The organism is Microcystis sp. M079S1 (genome assembly GCF_020246425.1).
Classification (GTDB): Bacteria; Cyanobacteriota; Cyanobacteriia; order Cyanobacteriales; family Microcystaceae; genus Microcystis; species Microcystis aeruginosa.
This window is the reverse complement of record NZ_JADBSZ010000019.1, coordinates 33,376-49,295: the sequence shown is the minus strand read 5'-3', so window position 1 is coordinate 49,295 and position 15,920 is coordinate 33,376. Positions and strand designations below refer to the sequence as shown.

Annotated in this window: 8 protein-coding genes; 4 read left to right on the top strand and 4 right to left on the bottom strand. The window is 39.1% G+C overall.

The features are described 5' to 3' along the window. Window positions 1-214: 214 nt before the first annotated feature. The 4 genes from IM456_RS01225 (at window position 215) to IM456_RS01210 (ending at window position 6,569) form a co-directional block, all read left to right on the top strand. Window positions 215-745 (top strand): chemotaxis protein CheW, encoded by a 531-nt coding sequence (locus tag IM456_RS01225; RefSeq protein ID WP_149985994.1) that lies wholly within the window; start codon window positions 215-217, stop codon window positions 743-745. A gap of 93 nt (window positions 746-838) precedes the next feature. Next, window positions 839-3,517 (top strand): methyl-accepting chemotaxis protein, encoded by a 2,679-nt coding sequence (locus tag IM456_RS01220; RefSeq protein ID WP_287691334.1) that lies wholly within the window; start codon window positions 839-841, stop codon window positions 3,515-3,517. 73 nt (window positions 3,518-3,590) lie between these two features. Then, window positions 3,591-4,802, top strand: coding sequence for a glycosyltransferase (locus IM456_RS01215; RefSeq protein WP_287691333.1), 1,212 nt, complete (start codon window positions 3,591-3,593; stop codon window positions 4,800-4,802). A 429-nt stretch (window positions 4,803-5,231) separates the two neighbouring features. Next, window positions 5,232-6,569, top strand: a complete 1,338-nt coding sequence (locus tag IM456_RS01210; protein ID WP_287691332.1) for an AAA-like domain-containing protein — start codon at window positions 5,232-5,234, stop codon at window positions 6,567-6,569. A 21-nt stretch (window positions 6,570-6,590) separates the two neighbouring features. Here IM456_RS01210 and IM456_RS01205 read toward each other — a convergent pair whose 3' ends face one another. The 4 genes from IM456_RS01205 to IM456_RS01190 all read right to left on the bottom strand — a co-directional run bounded on the left by IM456_RS01205 (window position 6,591) and on the right by IM456_RS01190 (window position 15,676). Further along, complete coding sequence (locus tag IM456_RS01205) at window positions 6,591-12,374, bottom strand: AAA family ATPase (RefSeq protein ID WP_149985998.1); 5,784 nt, start codon at window positions 12,372-12,374, stop codon at window positions 6,591-6,593. A gap of 72 nt (window positions 12,375-12,446) precedes the next feature. Next, the gene (locus IM456_RS01200) at window positions 12,447-13,826 is read right to left on the bottom strand and encodes a radical SAM/SPASM domain-containing protein (protein WP_045357891.1); all 1,380 of its coding nucleotides are present in this window, start codon (window positions 13,824-13,826) and stop codon (window positions 12,447-12,449) included. Window positions 13,827-13,910: 84 nt separating this feature from the next. Beyond that, the gene (locus IM456_RS01195; protein WP_287691329.1) at window positions 13,911-14,567 is read right to left on the bottom strand and encodes a hypothetical protein; all 657 of its coding nucleotides are present in this window, start codon (window positions 14,565-14,567) and stop codon (window positions 13,911-13,913) included. A gap of 23 nt (window positions 14,568-14,590) precedes the next feature. Then, window positions 14,591-15,676 (bottom strand): amidohydrolase family protein, encoded by a 1,086-nt coding sequence (locus tag IM456_RS01190; RefSeq protein WP_287691327.1) that lies wholly within the window; start codon window positions 15,674-15,676, stop codon window positions 14,591-14,593. Window positions 15,677-15,920 lie beyond the last annotated feature (244 nt).

The window sequence follows — 15,920 nt, the reverse complement described above, 5'->3', positions numbered from 1 at the left end:
TTCCGAAAGTCCTTGACTTGTTTTAGTTTTTCTATTAAGCTCAACATATCTTTCAAAAGTTCGCGTTCACTTCTCATTTTACCTGACAGTGATCGCTTTTACTTTTGATATTCTGATGGGAGAATGAAACAGCCCTAGGGACAGTCTAGCTATGGCATAGGTCAAGACAGCTAAAAACGCCGCCCGAATTATTAGTTGCAAGAGAACTAAACTCATGCTTAACAACGCCGATTTTTTTACTGGTAAAGCTCAAAATATCGCCCCCGACAATCAGGAATTAGAAACTCCCGTCGGTGAACTGTACTTGCGATTTTATCTACCCTCTCAGGACGAGTTTGCCCTTAGTGCCGTGGGCATTTGCGAGGTAATACAGCAACCACTCGATCGCATTACCCCCATTCCCAATGCTTCACCCTTGCTCCTCGGCACGATCAATCTCCGGGGTCAAGTGATCTGGGTGGCGGATCTTGGTGAATTTTTGGGGGATAGCAGCCGCTTAAACACCGAACGAGCCGAAATTCCCATAATTGCGCTCGAAGAAGAGGAAACGATCCTCGGTTTAGCGGTGGAACGTTTGGGAGATATGGAATGGCTCGACCCAGATAAACTAGGTAGTGCCGCCAGGATTCCCGATCAGATCGCCCCCTATGTGGAGGGAGAGTGGATTCTGGGCCAAGAATCAAAAAAAACCTTAAGACTACTCGATCATCTGGCCATACTCCGTTCTGCCCGTTGGGCGGCTTAAAATCTGAAAAAAATAGCAGAATAGGATTTATAGCAATTCTTTCTTGAAACTACTAACTACTTCACCACTTTAACTTTACTAGGGGAGGGGCAAATGCCGTCAGGGACAGAATACGCGAAACTCTATGGAAAGGCTAAGACCGCCTATTGCCAGGGCAACCTTGAGGATGCCGCCGTCATTGTCAAAGAGATGATCGGCAAGTATCCCGAGGATGCCAATGTCATGCTTTTACAGGGCCACATTCATCTAGGACTACAACAATACAGCTTGGCCAAGGAACGTTACGAAAGGGTGATGCAATTGGCTAAAAATTCTCCCAATCGCTCCGATCTAGTCGATTATGCCCAGCGTGGTCTCGATCAGATTCGGCAATTGCGTTTTGAAGCCGAGGAGGGAGATTTTACGATCGCTGCTACGGAAAGCATTGCCTACAGCGAGGCAGCTTTCGATCCAGGTCAAAGTTTTAACCATTCTCGCTCCTGGAAGTCGCAAGGGGCTGACCCCGATGGACAAAATAAAGGGCTGGATTGGAATAGTAGTCTTTTCAATGAGGAGGATCCCAGCGAGCCTACGGTAAGTAAAGTCCATTCCTATGACGATGATTTTGAGGAATCGGAGGAAACCGCCTTTAGTTCCCTTACCCTGCCGGTCCCTGGCTCTCAGGATTCCCAACGGTCTGGCGATTCTCCGGAGGGGGAACCCCCTTTCCCCTTTTTAGAAGCGGCGGAGATTGACTCGCTGCAGGAAGGGTGGGACGATGAGTTAGGGTCAACGGGAGAAGCCACTTTTATGGTTTCCTCTGACCTGGGGGGAAATCCCCTCACCGGTAGAGATCAGGAGTTATCCTATACCGATACCCTAGAAGAAAGCACTTTTGCCATCGACCCGGAATCGACCCACCCACAAGGGGCAAAAACTGGCCTTAATCAGGGCAGAGTCACTCAAAAAAGAGACGAGGAGGAAGACACTGGAGATTTTAGGGAACCAGAACTCAATGATGAGGATTTAGACGGTTTTTCGCCACTGGGTCTGACGGATACGACCCAATTACTGGGGGACTGGGAGCTATTTACCCGTTCGGGGGGGGAAGCTTTAAGTGGTGGTTTTCTCCCCGAACCCAGTGCGCGCCTTAATGCCAGTTCTGGTGTGGGAGAGCCTAGTTTTAATCATTCTCGTCTAAAAATCGCCAATGACAAAAGAGATAGTCATCTTGCCCATGCTTCCGAGCGCTTGCTCAAGCCAGTGGTGGAAGTCAATCCGGGCAAATTAGCCTTTTTTGTCAATGCTTCTTTAGGCAAAAAACAACTAATCCTAGCGGCTTTAGCGGGTATTACCCCTGTAATCATAATTTTTGCCGTTAGTACCACCTCTTGGCTTTCTACGCTCTTGGCTGCCAAACCAGCCCCGAATAGCCAGGCAAAAACCGAAAAAGTTGCCCCCAAACCGGCCCCGAAACCGCCCGTCTCAGCAAGTCTTTCCCCTTTTAGTCAACCGGTACTAACTATGATGTTATTAACCGGACTGGGAACCCTGGCCCTGACTTGGCTAGGTTTACAGTTGCTAATTAGTCAGATTAAGCGCAGTCTCAACGATCTGCAAAGCCAATTCGATCATCTCTCGGAAGGTAATTTTAACGCTAAAGCGACGATCTACTCGGAAGATGAATTCGGTCAACTGGCCAATCGTTTCAATCAGATGGCTCGGGTGGTGGTAACTACCACCACGGAAGCCCAACGCCGCGCCGCCGAAACGGAACGGGAACGGGAAGACTTACAACGGCAAGTGATTCGACTTCTCGATGATGTGGAAGGAGCGGCTCGGGGAGATCTGACCGTGGAAGCGGAGGTAAGCGCCGATGTTTTAGGGGCGGTGGCCGATGCTTTTAATTTGACTATCCAAAACCTGCGCGAAATTGTCCGACAGGTGAAAAAAGCGGCCAAACAGGTGAATCAAGGCAGTACCAATAGTGAATCTTTCGCCCGCAATCAGTCTAGCGATGCCCTGCGGATGGCGGAGGAATTGGCCGTCACCCTTAATTCGGTACAGATGATGACCGACTCAATTCAACGGGTGGCAGAAAACGCCAGAGAAGCCGAAGAAGTCGCTCGCACTTCCTCGATTACCGCCCTGAAGGGGGGCGATTCCGTGGAAAGAACCGTGGCGGGAATTCTACAAATCCGCGAGACCGTATCAGAAACGGCGCGAAAAGTCAAGCGTTTGGCGGAAGCTTCCCAGGAAATCTCGAAAATTGTCGCGGTAGTCTCTCAGATTGCCTCGCGGACCAATTTATTGGCTCTTAATGCCTCGATTCAAGCGGCGCGAGCAGGAGAGGCGGGCCGCGGTTTTGCGGTTGTGGCCGATGAGGTGCGTCAGTTGGCCGATAGAGCCGCTAAATCTCTTAAGGAAATTGAACAGATCGTTTTACAGATTCAATCGGAAACGGGTTCGGTAATGACGGCGATGGAGGAAGGGATTCAACAGGTTATCGATGTCACCGAGCGCTCGGAACAGGCGAAGAAGTCCCTAGAAGATATTATCCAAGTTTCTAACCGCATCGATACGCTGGTGCGATCGATTACCGCCGATACGGTCAAACAACGGGAAAATTCCCTCAATGTCGCCCAAGTTATGCAGTCGGTGGAGTTAACCGCTCAGGAAACTTCCCAAGAATCCCAACGGGTGGCGGGTTCTCTGCAAAAATTGGTGAGTATCTCCCGGGAGCTGCTTTCTTCGGTAGAACGGTTTAAGGTAGACTCAGAGGATGATCGATAATCGGTGAGCGCTAATCAGTGGGTTATTGATTGGCCGCTATCCCTCAAGATTGACCGCTAGAGTGAGTAAAGTTATGCCTAAACTTAGTCTCTGCATGATTGTCAAAAATGAAGCCGAAAATCTCCGGCGCTGTTTGGATAGCGTTAAAGGGGTGGTGGATGAGATGATCGTTATGGATACGGGTTCGACCGATGATACGATTGCTATTGCTCAAAGTTACGGTGCCATAGTTCCTAGCTACGATTGGCGGGGTAATTTTTCCGATGCCAGAAATGAGGCTTTAAAATATGTTACTGGCGATTGGATTTTAGTCCTTGATGCTGATGAGGAATTAAATGCCGCTATCGTACCGAAAATGCGTCGGGCAATGGAAAAAGAGGAAAATTTAGTGATTAATTTAATCCGCCATGAAATCGGAGCCGTACAATCACCTTATTCTCTAATTTCGCGGCTATTTCGCCGACATCCTCAGGTCACTTTTACCCGACCCTATCACTCAATTATTGATGATAATGTGGCTATTTTATTAAAAAAAGAGCCTAGCTGGAAAATAGTTGAACTGCCAGAAATTGCTATCTTTCACTACGGTTACACCGTCGATAAAATAGCCAGCTTAGATAAGTTTGAACGGGCAAGAAAAGCGATGGAGGGTTTTTATCAGCAACATCCCCACGATCCCTATGTGTGTAGTAAATTGGGAGGGTTATATCTGAAGATTGGCAGGGATAAAGAGGGTTTTAAGCTGCTCAAACACGGTTTAAAATGCCATGGCTCTAATCCACATATTTTATACGAGTTGTATTATCATCTCGCTAATTATTATTATTCAGTAGAGGAATTTAAGCAATCAGCCGATAATTTTATTAAAGCGATTAAGCAGCCAATTTTAGATAAATTAAAACTGGGGGCCTATAATAATTTAGGTGGGTTATTATACGAAGCAGAAAAATACGAAACGGCCTTATCTATCTTTGAGAAAACCGTAGAAATTGATCCTAGCTATGCCGATGGTTACTATAATTTAGGACTGGTTCTCAAACAACTGCATCGGCTACCAGAATCGATTAAAGCTTATAAAAAAGCTCTCAAGTTAAACCAGGATAATCCCACTATTTACCAAAATCTAGGGGTTGCTTATATAGTTTTCGGTAGTTATAATGAGGCGATCGAGATTTGGCAAAAAGGCCTACAATTATTGAAAGATCAGGGTAATGTCTCTCGCGCTGAAATGCTGCAAGAAACCCTAGAAGCTCTGGGAGCAAGTGTATTGAGGGATGAACAGTAACTGTTCACCGTTGTTGGCAAGATTGGGAGCAGCCACTGTACTAAAATTCTCAATAGGCAGTTTAAATGCAGTACATCTGATTGCTCAAACCCTGTCTAGTCAACTCCTGTGAGGATTTTTCCGAATTAATTCTTAATAGGATTATCGAGGGGTTAGACGCTGAAGACTTAGGGGTTTTGATAGAAATGATCAAGAGATAATTGCTGCCGTGTAATTGACCTTGACAAGAAATGCTATAATTTCCTAGCAAGGGGGGAAACTAATCCCTCTCAGGGTTGCCATCGCACAATTTTGTCGGTTACTGGTTCTCGTCAGCTTGTTTGTCAAATATACCAATTCTATTTTGAATCGGTGCTGTTATGTCAAGATTCAGGGTTTCTGGCTGCAACGGAACTGAAAAATCAAATAATCTATCCTTAGACAAAAATAATGAAATTCGAGGAAATCCAAGAGATTCTTAATCGGCAACTGCTCAAGCTTGAGAATCGCTGTCTCAATGACACAGAACAATTATTATTGCGAGGACTTTGGCAGAAAAAGAACTATCAAGAAATTGCCCAAGAAAACGGTTATAGTAGCAGCTATCTTGCCAATGTAGTTGCCCCAGGACTCTATGATAGAGTCTCGCAACTGATCGGAGAACCGATCAATAAGAAAAATTTTTTATCTAGACTACAATCTCATTTTACCAACTCCACATCGCTTCAGTATTGCGGTCAGGAATATCTCCAAAATGAGCGTCCAGAATACCCAGATGCTCCTGTTCCCTATAATTCTTATTATTATCTAAAACGAACAAAACTTGAAGCAAAAATTATCGAGGAAATCGGACAATCTGGGGCGTTAGTACGCATTAAAGCTCCCAAAAAATGGGGGAAAACATCTTTATTATTAACAATTTTAGAGGCTTGTCAACAGCAATTCGGTTATCAAATTGTTAGTTTAGATTTACAAAAAGCAGACCAAGACATCATAGCAAATTTTAACAAGTTCTTACGCTGGATCTGCCGTAATTGCGCTCGGCAGTTGAATTTAGAAGCCAAATTAGATGATTATTGGGATGAAAATATAGGAATTAAAATGAGTTGGACAATTTATTTTGAAGAGTATATTTTACGAGAGATAAAACAGCCACTGGTATTGGCTTTAGACGAAGTGCATCGAGTCTTTGAACATCCGAAAGTAGCAGAAGATTTTTTACCTTTAATCAGAGCTTGTTATGAAGAATCTAAGCGATCTCCCCTGTGGCAGAAATTACGTTTAATTATTGTTCAATCCACAGAATCTTATGTTTCTCTGCGATTAGAACAGTCTCCTTTTAATGTGGGATTACCCATAGAGTTACAGGGTTTTGGTCAAGAACAAGTGGCAGAATTGGCAAAAAAATATCAATTAAATGAATTAGCAACCAACGAAATTCAACAGTTGATCGACTTAGTGGGGGGACATCCTGCCTTGATTCATTTAGCGATTTATCATCTTAGCCAAGAGCAAATCACGATGCCAGATTTAATCAAATCAGCAACTACATCAACGGGAATTTATTCCTCTCATTTACAGCTGCACTGGGTCACTTTACAAAAACAACCCGAACTTGCCGCTGTTTTTCAACAGATTTGTCAAGGTAATCAACCAATGATAGTCGATCCAATTATTGCTTATAAACTTAATAGTATGGGTTTAATTAAACTCAGAGAAAATCAAGCAATTGTCAGTTGTCAGTTGTATCAAAAGTACTTTATAAGTCAATATACTGGTTCAGTATAAATAAATTTTTGAACCATGGTATTAAGACAGTGATCGCTCAAGCCAATCATTATTAAATATCGTCTGATAAATCCGATTATGAACGTCCATTTTCCCGTGACGCTTTACCACTAATCCAGATAAAAATAACTCAGGTAAATAGGGATTGTTATCAATCTGTATTGCTTCTTGATGTAGGATTTGTCGATACAAGGTTAATAACTGGGGTCGGTTTGGACTTTGAAGAAGGCGATCTTGAATGGTTTTTAAATGTTCGGGTTGATCCTGCATCTCCCAATCTTGAATAATTTTTTCTGCTACTAAGTTGGCCAACCATTGTTCTTCTTGATTAGAGGGGATTGGTTGCTCACTATCCCGCATCAGTTGACAGAGTTTTTGAGTTAAGAAAGGTTGCCCTCCCGTCCAGCTTAAGACTTGTTTGAGCATGGTCTGAAGATTACTGACTTTTTCTGTTAACCCATATAATAAAGGTTGAGCTTCGTGTTCTTTAAAACTTGCTAATTCAATAGCGTTACCAATATTAAAAGGTGTTTTCTGGGGGTCAGTAATTAAAGCTGAAGGTGTGGTAGCACCAAAAAAGGCAAAAGTTAGCTCTTGAAATTGAGGTTGAATCGCTCTCTGGTTATAAAAAGAACGAATTAAAGCAAAAAAGTCAGAGACATCAAATTTTAACCCTAAAATGCTATCAATTTCATCAATAAATATAACAGTCGATTTTCCAGATTGCCGCTGATCAAAATCGTCATTAACTAGAAGAAAATTTTCTATAAATTGTCCTAATCGTTGTACAGGAGGCAGGTCTAATTGTTCACTCCACCAAGCTTTAAAAGTTTTCAATTCTTTGATTAATCCAAAACTGCGGAGCAGATCAACGGCTAATCCTTTATACCATTGTTCGGGGGTAATATTGTCTGTTCCTAGCCGAGTTAAGTCAATTACTGCACATCTAATTCCCTCCTTTTGTAATTGGCTCATCATCCGCACCATTAAGCTAGATTTTCCCATTTGACGTGCATTTAAAACATAGCAAAATAGACCTTGTTTGAGAGCTTTATAAAGATTGCGATCGGCTTGTCGAACCACATAATTCGGTGCATCCATCGGTAAACTGCCCCCCACTTGATAGACAAATTTGGGAGGTTGTTCAGCACTTTTAAGTAGGTCATTTTCAAAGATAAGTTCTGCTTGGGTTGCTTTCAGTACCTCTAAAGTGTTTGTGAGTTCTTTTGTCCGTTCTTCTACTCTTTGTTCTAAGGTTTGATAGAGTCTTGAGTTATCAATAGAGATAGCAGCTTGAGCTGCTAGAATATTTAATAGTTCAACTCTTTCTGAGGTAAATGCGCCTGTTGTTAAATTATTTTCTAAATAAACAATTCCTTTTAATTGACCTTGATTGAGTAAAGGAGTACAAAGAATGGATTTAGTTTTTTTAGCAATAATGTAAGAATCGTTGGTAAATTGACCTGATGAAGTGGCATCATTTAAAACGATAGTTTCTTTTGTCCGAGCGACATAGTAAATAATACTGGTGGGTAAGATAGGAATTGAGTTATCATGGTCGATAGATTCTATGGGAATCGGCTGTAAGATATTAAGCGTTTCTTGATCAATTGTTCCTTGAGCTTCAATGACCCAATTTCCTTCCTGTTCTAAAATCAGACAACCTTTCTGAGCTCCTGCATTTTCAATGACAATTTTCATTAAATTTGTTAGGAGATTTTCCAGTTTAATTTCTCCAGAAATTGCTTGCGAGGCTTTGAGAATAGTGGTTAAATCAAGAACTGCTCCATCATTACCAGTAGTTGAAATGGTGGTACTCAGTCCTTTAGATTTGTTTTGATTGCTGATGTCTAATAAATATTGAGGGTATTCTTCTTCTAATTGTTTAACTTTGGCCTTTGCACCCCAACGAATGTAACAATGATAAGCATTTCTGAGATATAGTTTACCGATTTCTTCTCTACCTAAAGTAAAATAAAATTCAGAGGCACGTTCATAGGCTAAAGCCTCTTCATGGATAAATTCATATTTTTTTGCTCCTTGAATGGCTTTTTCATAAAATTCTTGAGCTTCCCAGTTTTGACCTAAGACTCTCGCTTTTTCTGCTTCAACTAGATCATATTTATGTTGAAAATTTGCTGGACAATGACTAGACCATATTGCCATCTTCTGCTGATTGTTATCTACTTGTTGTAGTAATTTTCTTTGATCATTTTGCTCTGTGTCATGATAATAAGCTATAAAACTCAACGATGAATAGAAATTATGTTGAGGAGAAATCAAAAATGAGTTTATAGTTGGGTTTGAAATATATTGAAGTCCTCTTTCTCCATAAGTAACTGCCGACTTGTAAATCTTAAGAAGATAAAATAATAATAGTTTAGCAAAGTAAATCAGAAAAAGTAACCATTCATTGTTAGTCTGATTTAATTGGTCTAAAACTGCATTTTCTTCTTCAGTGGATTTACCGACAAATAAAGCAATTTCTTTTTTTAAGCTTTTTTGTAAATTATTGACTATATTATAAGAAATTTCTTGGTAAAAAGAGGAAAAAGTTTGCTTGAGTTTTTTAATAACTCGATTATACTTGATATATTCCTGTTCAACTTCTTCCAAATGATAACCTCCCAACAGTCTATAAATACAATAGTCTATAGCTACATAAGAGGCAAACTGGTTATCCCCTACATCTAAACCGATTTGAAAACTCTTTAGTAACTCGTTATCGATCTCTTTATTTCTCAGATACTCTTTCCAGTGATATATACATCCATAATGTGTCTGTATAATAAGAGCTTGTACTTGACGAATATTATATTTATCGAGCAATTTAAGGGCTAATTTACCAAATTCATATCCTAAATTATAATTATTGATAGAGCCACATAATATCATTCCATAGTAGCTATATGTTGCTGCTGATTCAGGAGAATTTCCATGGTTGATAAATAAATCAATCTGTTTGAGGATTATTTTTATATGTAATAGGGGATCAGTAGTTGCCGTCGAAGACATTATTTGTTGTAAGATTTGAATGGCTTTAAGCTTATAGGGATCAGTCATAACAGGAAGGCTTTCTAAATCGTCAATTTTCCTTTTTTGTAGAATTAAATTTAAGGACTTATTAATGCTTTGATTAATATTACTTTTGCCATTTCTTCTATAAATTAAAATTCCCAGTTCTTTCAAAGTTTTTAAAGCGGTATCAATCGCCTGATCAGGTTGAAAATTTGCATAGTAAAATTCAATCTTTATCTGATATGTTTTGACTTTATCTAAGATCGATTTAGCTTGGTTAATAATGATATTTGAATAAAATAAAATTTGCTGAAATTCTGTATTAAGAAAGAGAGAATGTAATTTTTCTTCATGAAGTTCTAAAGTCAATTGATACTGCTCACTCCAACTATTAGTTGTTAATAAACTGAGACCAGAATCTAAATACTTTAATGCTGTTTCATAAGCAGTTGATGCTTTAGCTTTTTTAGCAGCTTTAAGATTTAATTCTGCCAAGTTATCTTTTTCTTGTTGCTCAGTAATTAGCTCAGAACCTTCATTAAGTTGATTAACAATTTCAAAAATATTGTTTAATAATTCATCGTCTGTAATGTTTTTTAGCAGTAGGCGACCAATTTGTAGATGAGTCCTTTTCTTTTCTTCCTCTGGAATTAAAGAATAAACTGCTTGCTGCACTCTGTCGTGTAAAAATTTATAGGAAACACAGTTAGAATACCCACCCAAAGTTTCAGTTTCTAAGAGTTGCCTCGATAATTCTTTTGAATCCCAGAGTAGAGCTAGTTTATAGTTATTATCTAATGGTATTACTAACCCTTTATCAAGGGCTAATTGTAGTTGTTGAGCCGTAATATGTTGAGATGTATTATTTACAATAGAAAGAGCTTCTAGACTAAATTGATTACCAATACAAGCGGCTAATTTTAGAATATTTTGAGTTTTTTGAGCTATTTTTTTTATTTTATGGGTCATTAAATCAACGACATTATCGGTAATTGATAGACTTTTAATTTCGGTAAGATCCCATTGCCAATAACTTTGCTTATTATTTTCCAATTTAGTAGAGGAAGGATTAAATATTATGAAACCATCTTGGTATAAAGAATAGAGAAACTGAGCGATAAAAAAGGGGTTTCCACCTGTTTTCTGTGTCACCAAATCTGCCAAAGGCATAGTAACTTCTATCGAACAACTTAAGGTATCAGCAATTAATTGATTAATGTGCTTCATCTGCAAAGGAGCAAGAGTAATTTTCGATACAGAAACTTGTGATTGCTGAATTTTCTCTAAAGTATTCATTAAAGGATGAATCGAACTAACTTCATTATCTCGATAGGCTCCAATTATCAGAAAATATTTAATGTCAGAATCTGATATTAATTGTTCAATTAAGTTTAAAGAGGGTAAATCTGCCCATTGTAAATCATCGATAAATATCACTAATGGATTTTCTTTTTGAGAAAAAACATTGACAAATCGTTTAAAAAATAAATGAAATCTATTTTGACTTTCACTTCCTCCTAATAGTTCAACAGGTTGCTGTTTGCCAATAATTTTTTCAACTTCGGGAATAACATCGATAATAATTTGACTGTTCTTACCCAATGCTTCCAAAATTTTCTCTTTCCAAGCTTGCAGGATATTTTCTGGCTCACCTAGAAGTTGACGGATTAAGATTTGAAAGGCTTGAGAAATAGCTGAATAAGGAGTATCTCTTTGTAATTGATCAAATTTTCCTCTAATTAATCGCCCTTGTTTATATGTAACTTGTTGGTAAATTTCATGAACTAAAGCTGATTTCCCAATCCCTGAATAGCCAGAAATGAGGATCATTTCAGTGGTTCCTTGGCTAACCCGATCAAAAGCCTTCAAAAGTTGAGTAACTTCCCGTTTTCGACCATATATTTTTTGAGAAATCTGAAATTTCTCAGTCAGATCCTGACCACCTAAAGAAAACTGAGCAATCTGTCCTAACGTCCTTAATTGGTGAAGACAGATTTCTAAGTCAGCTTTAATACCCAAGGCAGTTTGATATCTTTTTTCTGGGGTTTTTGCGAGCAGTTTGTTAATGATATTAGAGAGAGTTAAGGGAATCTCTGGAATGAGTTGATGAACAGGTAAAGGTTGTTGGGCAATATGACAATGAACTAACTCCATAGGATCGGTGGTTTCAAAGGGCAATTGATTGGTTAAAAGTTCATATAAAGTAACTCCAAGGGAATAAAAATCACTACGGTAATCTAGACCTCGGTTCATTCTCCCTGTTTGTTCTGGGGCAATATAAGCTAAAGTCCCTTCTAATTGGTTAGGAGGACAAGCTGTGAAAAATTCTTGGGATAAACGGGTGGAAATACCAAAATCAATGATTTTCAGTTGTTCGCTTTCAGGGTTATAGACAATATTAGATGGGTTAATGTCTTTGTGAATAATATTAGCCTGATGAATAGCAGCTAACCCCTCAGTTATTTTAATAGCAATCAAGAGAAAGTTTTCCAAATTTAACTTATCTTGAGATAGTAATAACTCTAAAGATCGACCTCCAAAATCTTCTAAAAACATTATCAAACTATTATAGTGTCGCTGTAAATCATAAGCTTTAACAACACTGTCTATGTTCAAAGAACGGATAATTTCATATTCCTGTCGATAACGGGTAATCTCTGAAGGAGTTGGATAATTTTCTTTAAGAATTTTAAGAATAATCGGTTGAGCATTTGCCTTAAAAATGCCTCGATAGACTAGAGAACTAGAACTTTCATAAATTTTTGTGATTAGTTGATAATCTTTCATAACTCACTTTTTAATAACGTTTTTACTTATTTTCTAGCATTTGAGCAGAAAAATGTCCATTAAACTCTTAGATCAGACTTGAGAATAAATTTCTGTCACCGTTGTGGTTAGCACTGAGTATCCATCTTTTAGTTCTTGATCAATTATTTGCGATTTCCACATCTCACAGTCTTGACAAGCTCTTCTTTTTTCTAATTGATTAAGAATTAAATCTTGTCGTAGTTGCTGGAATAACTCTCCCGACCAAATATCTTGTAAAGTTTGTTGATTATAATCCCCTAAACTTTCAATCTCTTGATCAAAACCTAGTCTAAATAAGGTTTCTATACAGTAGTAGATTTTGCCATTGGGTAAAACTGCCATTTCCAGAAAAGGGAATAAACAAGTCCAGCGCCCTTGCGCTTTTTGTTGATAATATTGGAGAGATTTTTCTACCCCTTGATTGTGTTTTTTTAGTCGCATATTATTTTCTTGATATTCAGCAATATTAAGGATAAAAACACTATTAACTTTTGATAACCAACGATTTAAAAATGCTTCTTCTTCCTCAAGATTAACATTGTAATTTCTGACAAAAGAGGTTCTAATTTCGCAGTCAATACCCAACTGATCTCTAATTCTTAACAGATCAATTGTATTGGATTCGACCTGACTTAAATCTCCACCTCGAATTCTTAAATAAGTCTCTGGAGTCGCCGCGTCAAGACTAATATCAATACTGGTTAAACCCGATTTTAACAGAGCTTTAATATAAGTTTTATTCAGAAGTTGACCATTAGTAGTTAGATGAACTTTTGGAACACCTTGCTGTCGGCAAAGTTGAATAAAGTCTATAAGTTTAGGATGAAGTAATGGTTCTTCAACACTACCTATTACAATGGTAGTTGCTGCTTTTCCACAGTCTGCTGCTAGTTTTTCCATCATCTCCCAAGACATGACTTTTTTCTTTTGAAAAAAATCTGTAGTATGATTAGACTTTATCGAAGAACTATGATAGGGACACATAACACACTTAAGATTACAAGTGTTACCAACAACAACTCTGACATAAGAAGGTGCGATCGCTTTTCCATAATGACAACTAAAATAATGTAACTGCTCATCTCTATCTATTGCCGATAGTAAAACTAATGGAATAGGCTGAGGTTGAATAGTTTGGCTTGTTAGGAATGTCTCTATGTGGGGTTGTAATTGATGCCAAATATCACTTAATTCTTGGGGATATAAATACGCTAGTATAGGATAACTAGGCAAACCCAAATCTGAAAGAATGGGTAAAGTTGGCTGAAAAACAACAACCGCATATTTATCCTTAGCCGTCATTAGCAATTTTTTGATACTATGAGGATGCAAAGGAATATTATGGGAGGGAATCTCAAGAATTCTATCTGAAAAGATAGAAGTATTTATTGTCAGATCGGATAAAAGGTTCTGAGGATCTTTAATAATCATTTTTTGACCAATTTAACGATAAAATCCCCACCCTTTAGGTGAGGCGAGCAATTCTTATTTTTGTTCAATTAGTTTGCAAGGCTTCTAGGAACAAGTTGTCGGAATATAAGGATTGTCGGCAAAATATTTCCCTGGTTTTCGGTTTGATATCCAGTCGGACAAATCATCTGCATTTAAAGTGGCATTTCCCCATGACGGCTCAGGTGGATAGGGAATAATCATTTTAAACAACTCTGGTGCATTGTTATCTGCATCCAATATTTGACCAATAAAGCTACTATACGTCACTTCAAATAAGTAACCCAAGCTTGGGTTTTTCTCTCCCAGTTCACATTTATCAAAGATTGGAAAAATATATTCATCGGGTGGATTACCTTGTGGAAAGAAGACTTGTTTCAGTAAATAAGCTGGATCAGATTCATCAACGGTTTCTAGTGGTTGGTTGGGATTAGCTCCAAACAATTTTTTGAGGTGATCAGCATTCTTTCCTTCTTTCAATCCCTGGTCTGAGGTCGGATGTTCAAAATAAGTCCTTAAGAGATTGGCCACTCTCTTTTGCTCGGCGTATTTCTCGTTATTTTCATCAGCCCATCGCCAAATATAAGCAATAATTTGAGAAACTTGTTTTGACTGTTGATAAAGACGCTGTAAAAAACCAATGTGTGGGCATTCCCCTTCCATTTTATTAGCGGCTTCATTAACTTTTTCTGCCTTGTAGAATAAGCTACGAGTTTCAAACATAAGTGTGCTTCCTTTTTGAGAAATTAAATTGAACAATAAAATCGCTGAGGATTTTCCCAAACGATTTTTTTAACTATCTCCTGAGATAAGTTGTCTTCAAGTCCTATAACTTTTTTTACCGCATCAGCCTGATGATCCATGTGAGGATAATCAGACCCGAAGATTAAGTTATCAGAACCGATAAAATCAATGACCTGAGCCAAACAAGGTTCAGAGGGTTCCCCTGCAATGTAACACTGACGGCGGAAATACTCCGATGGTAATAATTTTACTCTATCTTGGACTTCCCAATGTAAATTTTTATACTCTTCGTCAAGCTTCCATAACCAATAGGGAAGCCAACCACACCCTGACTCTAGAAACGCCACCCTCAGCCTCCGATGACGTTCTAAAACCCCCCCTTCAATTAAGGCTAACAGTGCCATCATTTGTTCCATCGGGTGAGAACAAGCATGAAGCGCAAACCGACTATTAAACCGCTCTGCACCAGTGGTGGGTAAGCGGCTATGAGTGCCTTCATGAATTCCTACAGCCATGTCCAAATCCTCGCAGGCCGTCCAAAAGGGTTCATAGGCTGGATCGCTCAAAATTCTGCCTTTAACGGGGTTAGGGCGCAAAAAAACCGCCTTCCAGCCCAAGTTTGCGCTGCGGTGTAGCTCTTTGACCATATCTTCGGGATCATGTTGATTGACTGCAGCGACTCCTTTCAGTCTAGCCGGGTCATAGCTACAATATTCTTCTAATAACCATCTATTATAGGCACGGACAAAAGCCCCCATCACTTCGGCGGGTAGGCTATCAATGGCAAATAACCACAGTCCATAGGTAGGATAAATAAAAGCCCTATCTACCCCCATTTGTACCATTGCTTGAACATGGGACTCTGGGTTATAGCGATTGAGATAAGCGTGGGGATGAGCTTGCATCATCTGCTTATTCCCTTCTGCTTGGACTTGTGGGGAGATTTTTTGACTAATCGGTTCTCCTTTGATTTTCATGTCAGCAGAAGGAGCAAATTCCCTAAATTTAGGTTCTAGGTATTGGCCCCACATTGCGGGGGGTTCAATGACATGGGAATCAGCATCAATAATTTTGTACCCGTTGAGCATAGCGATTTTTCGGCAATTTTCTACCTAAATTATATTTGATTGGGAAAAAGCGGTCCCTTTTTTGCTGCTTTTTTTTCATCCCCTAAAACTCCATGGATTGATTGGGTTAAACTTGATACAACACTTTATTAAACTTAACGAATGGAAGCGATTGAATTTAAGACGATTCTCCATCATGGTACAGTTGTCATTCCCCCTGAATATTCCTCTAAGTGGGAAGGTAAGGCGATCCGTGTGATACCCT

Bases quoted from the DNA above. Each gene is read 5' to 3' on its own strand.
- IM456_RS01225 (WP_149985994.1), top strand. From the start codon at position 215: ATGCTTAACAACGCCGATTTTTTTACTGGTAAAGCTCAAAATATCGCC.
- IM456_RS01220 (WP_287691334.1), top strand. From the start codon at position 839: ATGCCGTCAGGGACAGAATACGCGAAACTCTATGGAAAGGCTAAGACC.
- IM456_RS01215 (WP_287691333.1), top strand. From the start codon at position 3,591: ATGCCTAAACTTAGTCTCTGCATGATTGTCAAAAATGAAGCCGAAAAT.
- IM456_RS01210 (WP_287691332.1), top strand. From the start codon at position 5,232: ATGAAATTCGAGGAAATCCAAGAGATTCTTAATCGGCAACTGCTCAAG.
- IM456_RS01205 (WP_149985998.1), bottom strand. From the start codon at position 12,374: ATGAAAGATTATCAACTAATCACAAAAATTTATGAAAGTTCTAGTTCT.
- IM456_RS01200 (WP_045357891.1), bottom strand. From the start codon at position 13,826: ATGATTATTAAAGATCCTCAGAACCTTTTATCCGATCTGACAATAAAT.
- IM456_RS01195 (WP_287691329.1), bottom strand. From the start codon at position 14,567: ATGTTTGAAACTCGTAGCTTATTCTACAAGGCAGAAAAAGTTAATGAA.
- IM456_RS01190 (WP_287691327.1), bottom strand. From the start codon at position 15,676: ATGCTCAACGGGTACAAAATTATTGATGCTGATTCCCATGTCATTGAA.